The following is a 17,948-nucleotide window of genomic DNA, read 5'->3' as shown; positions in this document are numbered from 1 at the left end:
AATTCACCCACTATTCAATTGTGATAGTTTTAAATAAGTTTCTTTTAATGCAATTATAGCATTATCAGTTATGTCTGGATTAAATTGAGTACCAGAATTTGACATTATTTGTTCTAGGGCATCATCCAAAGATAAGGCATATCTGTAAGGCCTGTCTGATGTCATAGCATCAAAGGAATCAGCAATTGTTAAAATAGATGTTTCCAGTGGAATATTATTATAACTAAGCCCGTCTGGATAACCTTTACCATCATTTCTTTCATGATGATGTTTTATAATATCAGAAATATTAGCCATGTAACTTAAATCAGATATTATTGTAGCTCCTATTTCTGAATGTTTTTTAATTATTTCAAATTCATAATCCTCTAATTTTCCAGTTTTATTTAATATTTTTTTATCAATTCCAATCTTTCCTATATCATGAAGTAAAGCAGCACTTTTTAAGATATCTATCTTATTTTGAGGTAAATTTAACTTTCTAGCTATACTTTCAGCATAATTACTGACACGCATGGAATGACCACTTGTATAAGGGTCATTAGCTTCTATTGTGCGGATAAGCATATTTATTGTATCAAAATAATTTTTTCTCATATCTAAATATAATTTAAATGTGTATCTAGCAAGAAGTAGTGGAATGAAGAATAATAATATTCCTCCTAAACTATAGCTATTATATGAAAAAGCAATTACTATTCCTAAAAGACTAACTAATGCAATATTTATGAATCCTAATAGATAATTTCTCCATACGTTAGCAAAGCTTTCGGCTAGTATTATAGACATTAATTTTGCCATAAAACAAGAATTAAGTAATAAGTATACAATTAAAGTTAATAAGCCGGCAATAGGGTTATAGAAATCAAAACCAAAATTAAAAACTTTATCTGTATACACATATATAACACCAGCTATTCCTGCATTTATTATGCTTTGACTTATATTAAATATAGTTTTATAAATTTGACTATTTAATATGTTAACTCTACCTCTACCATCTACATATGGACATCTAAAGAAAACGCCTGAAACTGTTATTATTGCTGCAGTTAGTGGATCGGTTAATAAAATTGATGAGAATGTTAATGCGAAGCTGACGGATATTGCTCCAAATACAGGTAAAGGTATTAGAAAAGTTTCAGCAATAGCTGAAAGAATTGAAAATACAATAAGTAATGTTATATCTGTTATTTGATATGACTTTATTAAAAATGCTAAAACTACAATAGCTAAAAGAGATAGTATAAAAACATATGTATATAATTGAAGATTTTTTTTTTGTAATTTAATATTCATTTTTATACCTCACATATATAATGAAGGGCTGACATAATTATATTTTCTTAAAGTGCTGTATAGTTTGCACCACTTGCTAATATTAAAGCAACTATTGATGCGATTATAGGCATTAACTTTTTCATTTAAACCCCTCCTAAAGATATCTCTGCTCTGTTCGCTAAGAGAACAGGAAGGATTCGCTACGCTAGTTTTAAAAGTTTTGTCAGCCCAATCATTCTTTAAAATATAAACATATTTTACGGTTTATTGCATTTAATGTTGATTTTATAACAGAATCTATTTTATTATTCACTATCATTGAGGAACCAATTAGTACATCTTCTGTACCATGGTCTATATGTGTAATTGCTGTTAAAATAGTATCTTGTCCAGCTATTTTTGCTAATTGAATATCTTCAACAATGAAACAATCTAATCCAATTGCATTTTTTATAGCATCAAGGGCAGACATTGCAGCTACATTCAGTGTGTTTTTTTCTGATTTAATTCCATCAGATTCACCTGTATATTCTTTATCATCCCAAGAAAGAATTGTACATATTTTTACTCTGTCAGAAGTAAATTCGTTTGTATGTCCTTCATATACAAGTCTGAAATTAGAATTAATGTATAAATTTTTTATAATTTGTGCCACACTGATTACTTTATAATCAACAACTATATCGAATTGTGACAATAAAGTTGAACGTATATCTCTAGCTACTTGTTTAGTGTGTCTACTGCTATCTGACAATACATGTATTTCAGTAATGTTATTTTTATCAGCAATAATTTTGCATGATATGACAGATTTTATACTATTTAAAAAAGATTCGATTTCCTTAAAATTCATAACTGTCCTCCATTTAAATACATCTAATAAATTATACTACAAAATGTTTGTTATTTCAATTAAAATATGTTAAATAACGAGTATTTTTACAAAAAATCTCAAAATAACAAAAAAAAGCAAGTCTCCATACTTATAACGAGGCAATATATAACTCGTTGAAACAGTGTGAAGCAATTGCTAGTGAAATCTGTTAGAATATAGTGATTGATTACAATTGATTAAAGTATTGAATTAGTCCTGCGTAAATAGCCCATGCAATTTTTTCTTGATATTCTTCTGAAATTAACTTTTTTTCTTCTTCAGCGTTTGAAAGAAATCCACATTCAATTAGTATTGTTGGAATATTAGTATCATCCATTATTTTTATATCTTTTTTAATTTGAGCAACTCTATTATTACTGTTATCAAGTATTTTTATCATATTATCCTGTAAAATATCGGCAGCTACTTTAGTTGTATCAAATTTTTTTTGATAAAATACATGTGCTCCATAATATTGCTTTTGAGTAAAAGAATTAAGATGTATAGAAATTGCTAAGTCAGCTTCAGAGTTATTAATTGCCTTTACTCTGTTAGCTAAGTCTTCATTTTTTTTGGCTCTTATAGTAGTAGATTTTTCTGTGTATAAACCTTTATCTTCATAACGTGTCATAAAAACCTCAAAGCCGCTTGCTTCTAAAAATTTCATTAATTTTTGTGATATTTCTAAATTTATTGGTGCTTCAGGTTTTTTTAGATTACCAGATGCTCCTTGGTCAACTCCTCCGTGACCAGGATCAATGAGAATTTTTATTTTATTTGATATTTCTTTTTCTGATGCATCTATAGTTTCTGTAGACTTTGTAGTATCAATACAAAGAGTAATAATTATTACAATTAATAATGCTATTGCAAATATTATATTAATTTTCTTAATAGTATTTTCCATAAGCTCCCCCAATTTATTTTCTTATTTAATCTTATGAAAAATTCCTCTTATAATAACTAAAAATTATTATTATGGGTAAAAACAAGCCTTTATCTCTATAATAGTTTAATTTGGCTGTTGACATTCAAATGAACTTAATATATAATTCAAAACAAATAGAATATTGATAAATTTGGTAACGTAAGTTTTAATAGGGAAAACAGTCGAATCTGTTACAGCCCCCGCTACTGTGAAAGGTGATAATGCTTTTATACCACTGTGTTTTAAAACATGGGAAGGTGAACATTAGATGAACCGATAGTCAGGAGACCTGCCAAGTTTAGTATTTGTAGATTTTCGGGAGGATTATCTAAAATAAATTTATTGATATGAGAATATTATAAGCTTATTACGTCTTCCGAAAATTGGAAGACTTTTTTATTTTGGAGAAAATTATGAAAGAGTTTATTATTAAAAATGGCAAAAAGTTAAGATGTGGTTATACGACGGGAACATGTGCTACAGCAGCGGCAGTGGCAGCAGCTCGTATGATTTTTTCTGGAGAAATAGTAAATAAAGTTTATGTTCAACTGCCTAATGAAAATAAGGTTTTAATTGAAATAATAGATCCTACTTTTGATTGTCAAGGAGTAAGTTGCTGTGTAAAAAAAGACAGTGGTGATGATCCTGATGTAACAGATGGTATACTAATTTTTGCTAAAATTAAACTTGATGAAACTGGAAAAATTAGCATAGATGGAGGTGAGGGAGTAGGACGAGTTACCCAAAAAGGTCTTGATTGCCCTGTAGGTAGTGCTGCGATAAATTCTGTTCCTAGAAAGATGATAATTGATAATTTAAGACAAGTTTGTCGTGAATATAAATATGATGGAGGTATTAGCGTAATAATTTCAGCACCAGATGGAAAAGAAGTTGCCAAAAAAACATTCAATCCGCATTTAGGCATTAAAGGAGGAATTTCTATAATAGGTACAACAGGTATAGTTGAACCAATGAGTGAAAAGGCATTAGTTGAAAGTTTAAAGGTTGAAATGAGGGTTATAAAAGAAAAGGGCTACAATGAGCTTTTAGCATTTCCAGGTAATTATGCTCAGTCTTTTATAGATAAATCATTAGGAATTAGAGGAGAAAACAGCTTAAAATTTAGCAATTACTTAGGTGAAGTTTTAGACTATGCAATTGAACTAAATTTTAATGAAATTTTAATAGTTGGGCATATCGGAAAAATGGTTAAAGTTGCTGGGGGTATGATGAACACTCATTCTAATAATGGTGACTTTAGGATGGAGATATTAAGTTGTTATGCAGCTTTATACGGAGTAGGAAAGGAAGTAATTAAAGAAATTTTATCATGTATTACTACCGAACAAGTAGTTGAAATTTTAATAAGGGAAAATATTGAAAACAAAGTTTTAAGCAAAATAAGGGAAAGAGCAGAATTTTATATAAATAAAAGGGTTGATAATAAATTAAAAATAAAGTTAATAATTTATTCAAATAATTTTGGAATTTTAGATTAAAGAAGATTATAAATAAAAGATGGGAGTTAGTATGATAAACGTTGTGGGTATAGGCCCCGGAAGCCAGGAAACAATGACATATAAGGCAATGGAAACAATTGAACAATCAGATGTCATAGTTGGATATAAAACATATATAAATCTAATTGAAGATTTACTCAAAGAAAAGGAAGTTATTTCAAATGGTATGAAACAGGAAATAGATAGAGTTAAAAAGGCAATAGAAATTTCAAAGACAGGCAAGACAGTGTCGGTTATAAGCTCGGGAGATGCAGGGGTATATGGTATGGCTGGCTTGATTTTAGAATTGTCAGAGGATGAAGAAGTCAGGATTGTCAGTGGAGTAACAGCATCCACAGCAGCTGCTGCTGTATTGGGAGCACCTCTCATGCACGACTTTTGTCACATAAGCTTAAGTGATTTATTAACACCGCTTGATTTAATATATAAAAGAGTTGCTTTAGCAGCAGAGGGTGATTTTGTAATATGCATTTACAACCCTCGGAGCAAGGGACGACCGGATTATTTGAAAAATGCTTTTGAAATAATGAGCAAATATAAATCCAATTCAACTCCTGTAGGCATAGTAAAAAATGCATGTAGGGAAAATCAAGAGGTTCAAATTTGTACAATGGATACAATTGATTATGAAACGGTTGATATGCTAAGCATAGTAATAGTGGGCAACAGCTCAACATATATTAAAAATAATAAAATTATAACTAAAAGAGGTTATGAGGCAAAATATTAAGTAATCAGAAGGAAGGAAAGAACGTATCAATTGCAAGTGTGGTGGCAATGAATCATAATATTATTTTTTTTGATGAACCGACTGCAGGCTTAGATTACAGTTCACAAGAAAATGTTAAGAACATATTAGAAAAACTGAGCGATAAAGAAGAAAAATCCATTGTGGTTTCAAGTCACGATATGAATTTTATTTATGAAATGTGTGACTATATATATGTACTTAACAAGGGATATGTGCTGTTTGAAGGAAAAAAGGAAATGATATTTCTTAATAAGGAAATTTTAGATAAAGCTGAATTGGAAGAACCATTTTTAGTTAAGGTCCATAAATATTTGGGGAAAGAACTTTACAAAAATGAAAGTGAATTATTTGGGAATGAATTCGAGGAGGGTACTAAATGAATGTTATAAAAAGAGATGGAAGATTGATAGAATTTGATAAAAACAAAATATCTGATGCCATACTTAAGGCAATGAGCCACACAGCTATGGGACAAGATATAGGAATGGCAAAGCAAATCGCACAAGAAATAACAGATGAATCTATCCTTCACAACTATTAATATAGTTAAGCTTGCATTGGAATGTAGGGATATGGAAAGCCTTACCGACAAGAAAAGAGAGTTTTTTAAAAAACTTCAAAAATGCATAGACGTGTCTGCAGAACAGCTTTATGACAGATATGTATTTCAGAGTACTGCAATAAAAAAGCAATTTCCTATGCTTATGTCGGGAATGTGGCTTGAAAGCGAAAAATTAAAACCTGATGACAAAGTTGAGACTGTATTGAAGAATGGCTCTCTATTTAAGCGGGTGTGATTTAAGATGTGAAGGATGTCATAATAAAGAACTCTGGGACATTAATTCGGGATATGCCATGAAAATTGATGAAGTCTTTGAAAAAATTATAGGAACCTTTACCAACATTACATTTATAGGCGGCGAGCCAATGATGCAAGCGGAGCCTCTTGCTGTGCTTGCTGAAAAAATCAAAACCAATACCTGTAAGGATATATGGATATACAGCGGACACACCTATGAAGAGATACTAAAAAATAAAAAATATTTTAAGCTGCTGAAATTTTGCGATGTATTAGTTGACGGTAGATACGATGAGAAGTTTTTTCAAAACAATCTTAGGTTCAGAGGTTCTACTAATCAAAGAATTATAGATATAAAAAAATCGCTAATAGAAAATGAAATAATATTATATAAGTAAAAGGGTTGATAATAAAATAAAAATAAAGTTATAATTTTTTCAAATAATTTTGGAATTTTAGATTAAAGGAGATTAAATATGTTATATTTTGTAGGAGCAGGTCCTGGAGCAGTAGATTTAATTACTATAAGAGGACAAAAATTGTTATGCAAGGCAGATGTTGTAATATATGCAGGTTCATTAGTAAATCCTGAACTTTTACAATATACAAAAAAGAACTGTAAAATTTATAATAGTGCACATATGACTTTAGAAGAAGTTATAGATGTAGTTAAAATTGCAGAAAAAGAAAATAAGATGACTGTTAGATTGCATACAGGAGATGCAAGTATATACGGGGCAATTAGAGAGCAAATTGATATGTTAAATAAACTAAAAATTGAATATGAGGTTGTGCCAGGAGTAAGCTCTTTCTGTGGAGCTGCTGCTGCTTTAGGGGCAGAGTATACATTACCTAGTGTTAGTCAATCTGTAATTATAACACGTATGGAGGGAAGAACTCCTGTGCCTGAAAGGGAGAGTATACGTTCTTTTGCAGTCCATAAATCAACTATGGTTTTATTTCTAAGTTCTAATTTAACAGATAAATTATCTGCTGAATTAGTTGCAGGAGGATATGAGCCGGAAACTCCTGTTGCAGTAGTATATAAAGCGACATGGCCAGATGAAAAAATATTTAAGTGTACAATTGAAACCCTTCCACAAACTATGAAAAAAAACAATATAAATAAAACAGCTTTAATTCTAATTGGTAATTTTCTAGGTAATGATTACAATAGAAGCGAATTATACAACCCAAATTTTACTCATGAATATAGAAAAGGTAAAATGTGATGAAAAATCCACGTATTTGTATATTTGGTGGTACTACAGAAGGTAGGTTGTTTGCAAAGTATTTGTCACAAATAAATTTAAAAGCAGATTTGTTTATTACTACCAATTATGGACAACAATTTATTGAAAATATTAAAAATATCAGAATTTATCAAAGACGAATAGACGATAAAGAAATGATATATTTATTTTCAAATAATAAATACGACTATGTCGTGGATGCCACTCATCCTTTTGCAAGAATAGTTACAGAAAACTTAATTAAGTCTACAACATATTGTAACATTAATTATTTTAGGATTATTAGAGAATCTGCTGAATACAATAATAACTATATATATTTTGATGAATTAATTGAAATTATAAATTATTTAAATAATTGTTCAGGGAATATTTTATTAACTACAGGAAGTAAAGATCTTGATGAATTTACAAAAATAATGAATTATGAGGATAGAATTTTCGTTAGAATACTTCCAATGGAAAGTTCATTAAAAAGGTGTATTGATTTAGGTTACAAAAATAAAAATATAATATGCATGCAAGGACCTTTTACTGAAGAAATGAATAGTGCTTTGATTAATGGTTTAGATATAAAATATTTAGTAACTAAAGAAAGTTCTAATACTGGAGGATTTAATGAAAAAGTACAAGCATGTATAAATTCTAGAACAAAATGTCTAGTCATTAGAAAACCACATGAGGAAGGTATGACATTAAAAGAAATTTGTAATATTTTCAGGGAGCTAATAAAATGAAAAAAGTTTGCATTGTTGGATATGGGATTGGTAATGAAGATTTATTAAGTAAAGCAACTATAGAAGCTATAGAATCATCAGATTGTATTATTGGAGCAACAAGGATGATAAATAGCTTTTCTAATTTAAATAAACAAATTTTTGAAAGTATTAATCCAGAAGAAATATATAGATATATATTAAATAGTAAGCATAACAAGTTTAGTGTCTTAGTTTCAGGAGATACAGGATTTTATAGTCTTTCAAAAAAACTGACAGATATATTAACTAAGAATAATATTTATGTTGAAAATATATCAGCATTAAGTTCATTGCAGTATTTTTGTTCAAAGTTAAACTTGTCTTGGGAAGATATAAAATATGTTAGTGCCCATGGAAGAAAAATTAATATTATTTCAAATGTTATGTTTAATAAGAAAGTATTTATTTTAACAGGCGGAGATTTAAAACCTAATAATATATGTGAGATTCTTGTGTCTAAAAATTTAGGGCATCTTTTGGTAAGTGTTGGTGAAAATCTTTCATATAACGAAGAAAGAATTGTAGAAGATAAGGCATCAAAAATTGCTAAAATGCAATTTGGAAATCTTGCTGTAATGATTATACATAATGATGAAGCTTTAGAAAAGAATTTAGGATTACGCTCTATTAAGGATTTAGATTTTATCTCAGGCAAGGTTCCAATGACAAAATCTGAAGTTAGAACTGTTTCCATAAGTAAACTTAATTTGTCTAACGATTCAATTGTATATGATATTGGAGCAGGAACAGGTACTGTATCTATTGAAATTGCACTAAAACTATATAATGGCTCTATATATTCTATTGAAAAAAATGAAAGTGCAATAGAATTGATTAAACAAAATATTAAAAAGTTTAAAGCATATAATATTGAGTTAGTGAATGCTGCTGCACCAAATGGGTTAATTAACCTTCCAAAACCTGATTGTGTATTTATTGGAGGTAGTGCTGGAAAATTAGAAGAAATAATAAAAGTTGTATTAAATAAAAATCCCTTTGTAAGCATTGTAATAAATGCTATATCATTGCAAAGCTTAAATGAAGCATTAAAGTGTATGAGAAAGTATAAATTTGTTGATGTTGAAATAGTTAATGTATCAGTATCAAAGTCTAAAAAAGCAGGAATTCATGATATGATGATTGGTCAAAATCCAATATATATAATAAGTGGTAAAGGTAAATTATAGAATATGAAAAAAGGATAAAACAATGATTTCATTAGGAATAGGTTACATATTAGATTTAATTTTTGGAGATCCTCAAGGATTTCCGCATCCGATAAGACTATTAGGAAAAACAATTAATAGTATCGAAAAAAGGTTGAGAAAAAACTGTGATAATCAACATTCTGAAATAAGGGCTGGAATAATACTGTGGTTAATTGTTGTAGGGATATCATTTATTATACCTTACGTAATTTTATTTTTTGTATCAGAGATAAATATTGTTGCAGCAATAATAATAGAAAGCATAATGAACTACTATATTCTTGCAACTAAAAGTTTGAAAGATGAAAGTATGAAAGTTTATTATACGCTAAAGCAGAATAATATTATTGAATCTCGTAGATTGTTATCTTACATTGTGGGACGTGATACTGAAGATCTTGATTCACAATCAATAATAAAGGCGACTGTTGAAACAATTGCAGAAAATACATCAGATGGTGTTATTGCTCCAATAATATTTATTTTAATAGGAGGAGCACCTTTGGGATTTATGTATAAAGCAATAAATACTTTAGATTCCATGGTTGGATATAAAAATGAAAAGTATATTAACATAGGGAGATTTTCAGCTATTGCTGATGATGTTGTAAATTATATACCTTCAAGGATATCAGCTAATTTAATGATTATAGCATCTTATTTTTTAAAAATAGATTATAAAAATGCATATAAAATTTATAAAAGAGACAGATTTAATCATAGAAGTCCAAATTCAGCCCAGACAGAGTCAGTATGTGCTGGAGCATTAAGTATTATGCTTGGAGGAAACAACTACTATGGTGGGAAATTAGTATCTAAACCAACTATTGGCGACGATATAAGGGAAATTAAAACAGAAGATATAAAAAGGGCAAATGAGTTAATGTATGCAACATCATTAATTTGTCTGATAATAGGACTGGTAATTAAGATAATTCTATAACAGTAATGACTAGGTAGGTGTAATAATGAAAAAAAAACAACACGGTGCAGATATTTACACTGCAGCAAGAAAATTAGGAATAAGTGAAAATAAAATAATTGATTTTTCATCAAATATTAATCCTTTAGGAATACCAAAAGGCGTTCAGAGAGCAGCAATAGATTCAATAAAATACTCAAATAGATATCCTGATATAAATTGTAGAGAATTAGTAAATAGCATATCTATATATGAAAATATACCAGTAGAATGGATATTTACTTCTAATGGTGCAGCTGAAGCAATATATAGAATAGCTCTTAATTTCATTCCTCATAATGGGTTTCTATTGGCACCTACATTCAGTGAATATGAACAAGCTTTGAAAACAGTAGGTACTAATATAAAGTATTTTAATCTTATTGAAGAAGATGATTTTAAAGTTACAGATAAAATATTAAATAGCATTAATGATGAAGTCGATATTGTATTTATTTGCAACCCAAATAATCCTACTGGTCAAATAACAGATAAAAAATTGTTAGAAACAATAATTTCTCACAGTAAGAGCATAGGTGTAGTTGTCGTTATAGACGAATGTTTTTTAGATTTTGTTGAAGATAAAGAAAAGTACAGTGTAAGTAATATTTTAAAAAAATATGATAATCTTATTATTTTAAAGGCATTTACTAAAACATATGCTATACCAGGACTTAGACTTGGATACTGCTTGTCATCAAATACTGAAATTATAAGAGGCCTAAAAAATTCAGGACCTCCTTGGAATGTATCGACAATAGCACAGGCTTCAGGACTAGCAGCATTAAAAGAAAGAGATTATTTAGCTAAATCTATTATCTATGTAACTGAACAAAGAAAATATTTAGCTAATGAAATGAAAAATCTTAATATTAAAGTTTATGAGTCTTATGCTAATTATATACTTTTTAAGATTATTGAAAAAATAGATTTAAAAGAAGAGATGCTTAAAAGAGGAATTTTAATTAGAAGTTGTTCAAATTATATGAATTTAGATTATCATTATTATAGAATTGCTGTTAAATCTAAAGATGAAAATAAATTATTTATAAAAAAATTGAAAGAGATAATAAGAGCAAAATGAAAACAATTTTAATTATATTAGATGGAGTTAGTGAAGAAAAAGTACCGGAACTTAATAATATGACTCCCTTAGAATATGCAAAAACACCAACTTTAAATAAAATAATAAAAAAAGGCAGTCATAGTAAAACAACATTTTGTCCGACTAGCAGAAATCCTGATAGTCTAAATTGCATACTTACAATATTAGGTGTAGCAGAAAGCTGTATACCTAAAAATAGAGCATATTTAGAGGCGATAGCTTCAGATATTAACATTGAAGATGATGAAGTTGTGTTAAGGTGTAATTTGATAAGTGTAAAAGATAATAAATTAGAAACTTTTTATGGAAAAGGCTTGTCTATTGACGAATTAGAAAGTGTCTCTCATAATGTAAAGACAGGAAATAATTTAAAGTTTTATCACATAAGCGAATATAGAAACATAATAGTTGTAAAAAAAGATAAAGACATAGTCTCATTAAAAGATGTGCCTCCACATGAAAATATGGGACAAAGTATGGAAACTATGATTAATGATATTAGAAAAATAGAAAAGTTAAATGAATTTGTACAGAAAAATCAAATTGTAATTAAAAGTAATGATTATATGTTTTATCCATGGGGAGTATCAGAAAAAATAAAATTGCCTGTTTTTTCAAGTTTACACAATAAATCATGTTCCTGTGTTTGTAATGCTGAAATAGTAAAAGGTATAGCAAAAGCGATGAAAATTGATGTTGTTGATTTAAAAAACTCAACTGGAGATACAAATACAGATTTATATGAAAAAGCAAATGCAGTTATTGGCGAAATAAAAACACATGATATTGTAATAGCTCATATAAATGGAACGGACGAAGTGTCCCATAGGAAGGACCTTTGGGGAAAGATACAATTTATAGAAAAAATAGATAGAGAATTTTTAAATCCAATATATAAAAACACTCAAGAGAAAATAAATTTAATTATAGTATCTGATCATCAAACTAGTTCAAAAACAGGGAAACATGAAAAGGGATGTGTTGACATTATAATGAGTATTAAAGAAAGTGAAAGGAATGATTGTTAAATGGCTAAAGTTATAATGATTCAAGGAACTACTTCTAATGCTGGTAAAAGCTTAATAACAGCTGCATTATGCAGAATATTCAAGGAAGATGGATATAGAGTTGCACCATTCAAGTCTCAAAATATGGCTTTAAATTCATATATAACTAAGGATAAATTAGAAATGGGCAGAGCACAGGTTATGCAGGCGGAAGCAGCAGGCATAGAACCTGATGTAAGAATGAATCCAATATTACTAAAACCTATGGGTAATAAAGGCTCACAGGTTATATTGAATGGAAAGGTTTTAAAAGACATGACAGCTCAGGAATACTATGAATATAAAGAAGAATTAATACCTCATATTATGGAAGCTTATAATTCTTTATCAGATGATTATGACATAATAGTTATTGAAGGTGCTGGAAGTCCTGCAGAAATCAATTTAAAAGAATATGATATTGTAAATATGGGGTTAGCAAAATTAGTAGATGCTCCTGTAATAATAGTAGGAGATATAGACAGAGGTGGTGTATTTGCATCCTTAGCTGGAACTATGTTGTTGTTTGATGATGATGAAAAGTCAAGAGTAAAAGGATTTGTCATTAATAAATTCAGAGGTGATGTAGACATACTAAAACCTGGGTTGGATATGTTCTATGATATAACAAAGGTTGATATGTTAGGTGTCGTACCATATCTAAATGTAGATATTGATGATGAGGATAGTTTATCACAAAAACTCACTAATAAGTATAATGTTAGTCTTATAGATATTGGGGTAATAAAGTTGCCTCATATTTCAAATTTTACTGATTTTAATATATTTTCTCTAATTAAAGGTGTATCACTGAGGTATGTTTCTAATACAAAAGAGTTAGGAAATCCTGACATGATAATTATACCTGGAACAAAGAATACTATCAATGATATGAAATGGCTAAGGCAATCTGGACTCGAAACAAGAATTATAAAACATGCTAATGAAGGAAAGGCTGTATTTGGTGTTTGTGGAGGTTATCAAATGTTAGGTGAAAGTATAAATGATCCTGACAATATAGAAGGCGGAGGCAATATCAATGGAATAGGGTTACTGAAAACTAAAACAACATTTAACCATAGTAAAACAACGACTCAAGTTAGAGGCAATATAAATAGCATTAGTGGTCTTTTCAAACAGCTATCTGATATTGAAATTTGGGGATATGAAATTCATATGGGCAATACAGAAATATCTGAAGGAGAACCATTGAATAATATTGGTTTAAAATTAGAAGGATGTGTTTGTGACAATGTCGCAGGTAGCTATATACATGGAATTTTTGACAACAGCAAAATAGCAAATACAATAGTAGAAATACTTATGAAACAAAAAGGCTTAAATTCAGACGAATTAGTTAATTTTGATTTAGCAGAATATAAGGAAAGTCAGTATGATATTTTGGCAAACTCTGTTAGAGAGGCTATTAATATAAAGAAAATATATAAAATTATAGGAATACTTTAGGCTTGCGTATTCTATAAGAAGGGAGGCATTTATTTGAATATAGATATATATGCATTTTCTGGAAACGGTGCAAAATTGTGTGATAAAATTATTGAAGGATTAAATGAGCATAATATAGAAGCTTTTGTACCTAAAAGGTATGTATATTCAGCTCGTTATGTTGAAGTTAGACAAGATAATTTATATAACAGCACTAAAAAATCTTTTAAAGAAAAAAATTGTATTATTTTTATAGGCGCTCTTGGAATTGCAGTTAGAGCTATAGCACCTTTTATAAAAAGCAAAAAAACAGATCCTGCAATAATATGTATAGATGAAAAAGGACAGAATATCATTTCTTTATTAAGTGGGCATATTGGTGGAGCAAATCAATTGAGTATTAAAATTGCTGATATAGTAGGGGGAAATCCAATTATTACAACAGCTACTGATATTAATGGTAAATTTGCTGTTGATGAATGGGCAGCTAATAAAAATATGCATTTATTTAGCCTTAAAGCTGCAAGAGATATAGCAGCAGACATATTAGAGAATAAAAAAATAGGACTTGCAAGTGATTTTCAAATAACAGAAAAATTTCCTCCTGAAATAGATGTAAATCAAAATGAAATAGGAATATGTTTAAGTTTAGATAGTAATAAAAAACCCTTTGATAATACTTTAAATGTAATTCCAAAGATAGTTTCTGTTGGAGTTGGTTGTAGAAAAAACACAAATTTTAAAAATATATATTATGCAATAAAAGATGTATTGACGGAAAATAATATATCTCATTGGGCAATAAAATCATTAAATTCAATAGATTTAAAAAAAGATGAAGAAGCTATTATCAAAACAGCACGCATTTTTAAAGTACCATTTTTTACTTATAGTAAAGATGAGTTAAATAAGATTAATGGACAATTTTCAAAATCAAATTTTGTAAATTCTATAACTGGTGTTGATACTGTTTGCGAAAGAGCAGCTATTATTGGAAGCAATTCACATAAACTTACAATAAAGAAAACAGTTAAAAATTCTATAACAGTAGCTGTAGCTATAGATAATTTTGATATTGATTTTAAATATAAAAGTTGTTAGAACTGGAGGAAATATGAACAATATAAAATTTGTAGAACCCCATGATATTGAAAAAAGAAGTTTTAAGATAATACAACAAGAAATTGGTGATATAAAATTAAGTCCTGAAATAGAACCAATAATAAAAAGAGCAATACATACATCAGCGGATTTTGATTATTTAAATTCATTGAAATTTTCAAAAGATGCTGTTAAAAGAGGCAAAGAAGCAATAAAAAAGGGTGCGACTATTATAACAGATACTAATATGGTTTACGCTGGTATAAATAAAAAGATAGCTGCCAAATTTGGTGTAAATGTTCATTGCTTTATGGCAGATGAAGATGTATTAAAGGAAGCTGAATTGCGGGGAGAAACAAGAGCTACAATTTCAATGGAAAGAGCATCTAAAATAAATGGACCTGTAATTTTTGCAATTGGAAATGCTCCTACCGCATTAATTAAGCTATATGAAATTATTAAAGAAGGTAATTTTATACCTGAACTTATAATTGGAGTACCAGTAGGCTTTGTAAATGTAATTGAAGCAAAGGAGCTTATAATGAGCCTTGACGATGTAGAATTTATTGTGGCAAAGGGTAGAAAAGGTGGCAGTAATATTGCAGCAGCAATTTGTAATGCTCTGCTTTACGATATATAAGTAAATATCAGTTTAAAATGTAAAATGATATTTAGACAGGAGGGAAAAATGTTTTACGGAATAGGAGTTGGAGTTGGAAGTAGCGATACAATTACAAAAAAAGCCATTGATATTTTAAAAGAGTTAGATATTTTATTTGTTCCAACTGCTAAAAATTTAGATTCATTTAGCGTAGCTCATAATATAGTTCAATGCTATTTAAAAGATAATATTATTATTAAAGATAGATATTTTCCAATGAATTACAATACTAAAAAATTGCAAAATACTTGGAAAGCAATAGCAAATGAAATTGAAAAAGATGTTCTAGAAGATAAAAAAGTTGGATTCGTAACTATTGGAGACCCAATGGTGTACAGTACATATATTTATTTATTAAAATTATTAAAAGACAAAGTAAAGATAATTACAATACCTGGTATAACATCATTTTTAGATATTGCTGCAAATAATAATTTTCCATTAGTTGAGGGGAATGATTCATTGGTAATTATACCAGCTACAATTGGAATTGATAAATTGAAAAGGTACATAATAAACGAAAATTCTATCGTAATAATGAAAGTATATAAAGATTATGATGAAATTATTAACCTTTTGATAGATGAACAACTTGAAAGATATGCCATAGCAGTTAGTAATTCATCTAAAAACGAAGAAGTGATATATAAAAATATAAGTGATATGAAAAAAGAAGATATATCGTATTTTACAACTATATTAATAAATAAAAAATGGGAGATATGATGATGTACGTAGTAGGAAGATATTTGCATAAAAAATAGATAGGTTGTGAGGGTATGCATTATATGCATACCCTCAGTTTTTCTTATAAATAGATGGTGAGAGTAGAACGATGACTGGTATTATTTCTAATCTACCTATAATCATACAAGCTGTTAAAACAATTTTACTTAAATTTGAAAAGGCTTCATAATTACCCATTGGTCCAACCATCTCAAAACCTGGACCAATATTACTAAGGGTTGCAATTACAGATGAAAAAGTAGTCATAAAATCAAAATTATCTAAAGATATAATAATTACAGCTATTATTAAAATTGCAACATAAGCAAAAAAGAAAATCATAATGCTTGTTAGTGTATCTGTATCAAGTGATTTACCATCAACCTTTACAGTTCTTACTGAATTAGGATGTATAGTATGTTTAATTTCATAGTAAACAGATTTAACTAAAACTAAAATTCTAACAAACTTAATACCTCCACCTGTAGAACCAGCACAAGCACCAAAAATCATAAGCATCATCAAAATTGTTTTTGAAAAGGTAGGCCATAGATTAAAATCAGTTGTAGCATATCCTGTTGTCGTAACTACTGTTGATACTTGAAAAGCTGATTGCCTTAATGAATCAGCTATAGAAAAATCATTTAATGGCAAAATATTTATGCAAATTAATAGTATAGCTATTAAAACAGTTATACCATAAAAGCGAAATTCTTCATTTTTAAATACATTTTTCCAGTCACCTCTTAATATAAAATAATGCAAGGAGAAATTTACTCCAAATAAAAACATAAAAATCGTAATAATCCAATCAATCCATGGATTATTATATGCCCCAACACTTAATGCACGGTTAGAAAAACCACCTGTACCTGCTGTTCCAAATGCATGTATAAATGAATCAAAAACAGACATACCAGAAATCACAAGGAAAATTATTAAAATTCCAGTCATTACACCATATATTATATATAGTATTTTTGCAGTTTCAGATAGTTTAGGAACTAGTTTCCCAGGGGAAGGCCCCGGGCTTTCTGCTTTCATTAAGAAACCTGAACGAGCACCTAATGAAGGAACTAATGCTAATGTAAAAACAAGAACTCCCATACCACCTATCCAGTGAGTAAAACTTCTCCAGAATAACAATCCTCTTGGTAAACTTTCAATATCTAGTAATATACTAGCTCCTGTAGTAGTGAATCCTGAAGCTGTTTCAAAAAGTGCATCAATATAAGAAGGAATTGAACCGCTTATATAAAATGGAAGGGCTCCAAATATGGACATTGCTAACCAACTAATAGATACGGCAGCAAAACCTTCACGTTTTCTCATATGAGATCCATTTGTTTTAAAGTTTTTTAATATAGCACCGATTATACCTATTAATATTATTGATATAAGAAAGGCGTTAATATCATAACTCTTGTCTACAAGTGAAATTATAAGAGATGGGAACATTAAAAATGCTTCCCAAAACATTACTGTACCAATCACTTTAAGTACAATTCGTATATTCATTCAAGTGCCTCC

At 28.9% G+C, this 17,948-nt stretch carries 20 protein-coding genes and 1 riboswitch; of the genes, 16 read left to right on the top strand and 4 right to left on the bottom strand.

What is annotated here, in order from left to right:
- Positions 1-3: 3 nt before the first annotated feature.
- The 3 genes from U8307_RS01750 to U8307_RS01740 all read right to left on the bottom strand — a co-directional run bounded on the left by U8307_RS01750 (position 4) and on the right by U8307_RS01740 (position 3,062).
- Positions 4-1,299, bottom strand: coding sequence for an HD-GYP domain-containing protein (locus U8307_RS01750; RefSeq protein WP_326909671.1), 1,296 nt, complete (start codon positions 1,297-1,299; stop codon positions 4-6).
- Positions 1,300-1,513: 214 nt separating this feature from the next.
- Entirely contained in the window at positions 1,514-2,134 is a 621-nt protein-coding gene (locus U8307_RS01745; protein WP_326909669.1) for a hypothetical protein, read from the bottom strand.
- A gap of 208 nt (positions 2,135-2,342) precedes the next feature.
- Entirely contained in the window at positions 2,343-3,062 is a 720-nt protein-coding gene (locus tag U8307_RS01740; RefSeq protein ID WP_326909667.1) for an N-acetylmuramoyl-L-alanine amidase, read from the bottom strand.
- Positions 3,063-3,218: 156 nt separating this feature from the next.
- Positions 3,219-3,394, top strand: a riboswitch (cobalamin riboswitch).
- Between the two features lie 102 nt (positions 3,395-3,496).
- Here U8307_RS01740 and cbiD point away from each other — a divergent pair.
- The 16 genes from cbiD to cobI all read left to right on the top strand — a co-directional run bounded on the left by cbiD (position 3,497) and on the right by cobI (position 16,418).
- The gene (gene cbiD, locus U8307_RS01735; RefSeq protein ID WP_326909665.1) at positions 3,497-4,582 is read left to right on the top strand and encodes a cobalt-precorrin-5B (C(1))-methyltransferase CbiD; all 1,086 of its coding nucleotides are present in this window, start codon (positions 3,497-3,499) and stop codon (positions 4,580-4,582) included.
- Positions 4,583-4,613: 31 nt separating this feature from the next.
- Positions 4,614-5,333 carry a precorrin-3B C(17)-methyltransferase gene (gene cobJ / locus U8307_RS01730; RefSeq protein ID WP_326909663.1) on the top strand — a complete coding sequence of 240 codons (720 nt, stop codon included), beginning with the start codon at positions 4,614-4,616 and terminating at the stop codon, positions 5,331-5,333.
- Positions 5,334-5,380: 47 nt separating this feature from the next.
- On the top strand, positions 5,381-5,734 hold the full coding sequence (locus U8307_RS01725; protein WP_326909661.1) for a hypothetical protein: 354 nt from the start codon (positions 5,381-5,383) through the stop codon (positions 5,732-5,734).
- Positions 5,731-5,895 (top strand): ATP cone domain-containing protein, encoded by a 165-nt coding sequence (locus tag U8307_RS01720; protein ID WP_326909659.1) that lies wholly within the window; start codon positions 5,731-5,733, stop codon positions 5,893-5,895. The genes U8307_RS01725 and U8307_RS01720 overlap by 4 nt, the downstream gene beginning before the upstream one ends.
- Positions 5,870-6,151, top strand: a complete 282-nt coding sequence (gene nrdD / locus U8307_RS01715) for an anaerobic ribonucleoside-triphosphate reductase (protein ID WP_326909657.1) — start codon at positions 5,870-5,872, stop codon at positions 6,149-6,151. Before U8307_RS01720 ends, nrdD begins: the two co-directional genes overlap by 26 nt.
- Entirely contained in the window at positions 6,126-6,551 is a 426-nt protein-coding gene (gene nrdG, locus U8307_RS01710) for an anaerobic ribonucleoside-triphosphate reductase activating protein (protein ID WP_326909655.1), read from the top strand. The genes nrdD and nrdG overlap by 26 nt, the downstream gene beginning before the upstream one ends.
- A 78-nt stretch (positions 6,552-6,629) precedes the next feature.
- Entirely contained in the window at positions 6,630-7,385 is a 756-nt protein-coding gene (gene cobM / locus U8307_RS01705) for a precorrin-4 C(11)-methyltransferase (RefSeq protein ID WP_326909652.1), read from the top strand.
- Positions 7,385-8,143, top strand: a complete 759-nt coding sequence (cobK, locus tag U8307_RS01700) for a precorrin-6A reductase (protein ID WP_326909650.1) — start codon at positions 7,385-7,387, stop codon at positions 8,141-8,143. Before cobM ends, cobK begins: the two co-directional genes overlap by 1 nt.
- Complete coding sequence (gene cbiE, locus U8307_RS01695) at positions 8,140-9,351, top strand: precorrin-6y C5,15-methyltransferase (decarboxylating) subunit CbiE (protein ID WP_326909648.1); 1,212 nt, start codon at positions 8,140-8,142, stop codon at positions 9,349-9,351. The genes cobK and cbiE overlap by 4 nt, the downstream gene beginning before the upstream one ends.
- 22 nt (positions 9,352-9,373) lie before the next feature.
- Positions 9,374-10,315: an adenosylcobinamide-phosphate synthase CbiB gene (gene cbiB, locus U8307_RS01690; RefSeq protein ID WP_326909646.1), complete on the top strand. Its 942-nt coding sequence runs from the start codon at positions 9,374-9,376 to the stop codon at positions 10,313-10,315.
- Positions 10,316-10,340: 25 nt separating this feature from the next.
- Positions 10,341-11,417, top strand: a complete 1,077-nt coding sequence (gene cobD / locus U8307_RS01685; RefSeq protein ID WP_326909644.1) for a threonine-phosphate decarboxylase CobD — start codon at positions 10,341-10,343, stop codon at positions 11,415-11,417.
- A complete protein-coding gene (locus U8307_RS01680) occupies positions 11,414-12,466 on the top strand; it encodes a hypothetical protein (RefSeq protein ID WP_326909642.1) in 1,053 nt (350 codons plus the stop codon). Before cobD ends, U8307_RS01680 begins: the two co-directional genes overlap by 4 nt.
- Positions 12,467-13,951 carry a cobyric acid synthase gene (locus U8307_RS01675; RefSeq protein WP_326909640.1) on the top strand — a complete coding sequence of 495 codons (1,485 nt, stop codon included), beginning with the start codon at positions 12,467-12,469 and terminating at the stop codon, positions 13,949-13,951.
- A gap of 33 nt (positions 13,952-13,984) precedes the next feature.
- Positions 13,985-15,031 carry a cobalt-precorrin 5A hydrolase gene (locus U8307_RS01670; RefSeq protein WP_326909638.1) on the top strand — a complete coding sequence of 349 codons (1,047 nt, stop codon included), beginning with the start codon at positions 13,985-13,987 and terminating at the stop codon, positions 15,029-15,031.
- A 13-nt stretch (positions 15,032-15,044) separates the two neighbouring features.
- Positions 15,045-15,671: a precorrin-8X methylmutase gene (locus tag U8307_RS01665; protein ID WP_326909635.1), complete on the top strand. Its 627-nt coding sequence runs from the start codon at positions 15,045-15,047 to the stop codon at positions 15,669-15,671.
- Positions 15,672-15,719: 48 nt separating this feature from the next.
- Entirely contained in the window at positions 15,720-16,418 is a 699-nt protein-coding gene (gene cobI / locus U8307_RS01660; protein ID WP_326909633.1) for a precorrin-2 C(20)-methyltransferase, read from the top strand.
- A 72-nt stretch (positions 16,419-16,490) separates the two neighbouring features.
- Here cobI and U8307_RS01655 read toward each other — a convergent pair whose 3' ends face one another.
- Complete coding sequence (locus U8307_RS01655) at positions 16,491-17,936, bottom strand: TrkH family potassium uptake protein (RefSeq protein ID WP_326909631.1); 1,446 nt, start codon at positions 17,934-17,936, stop codon at positions 16,491-16,493.
- Between the last annotated feature and the right edge of the window lie 12 nt (positions 17,937-17,948).

Source organism: Sedimentibacter sp. MB31-C6 (assembly GCF_035934735.1).
Lineage (GTDB): Bacteria > Bacillota > Clostridia > Tissierellales > Sedimentibacteraceae > Sedimentibacter.
Note: the sequence above shows the minus strand (reverse complement) of the source record. Positions and strands in the feature narration are given on the sequence as shown.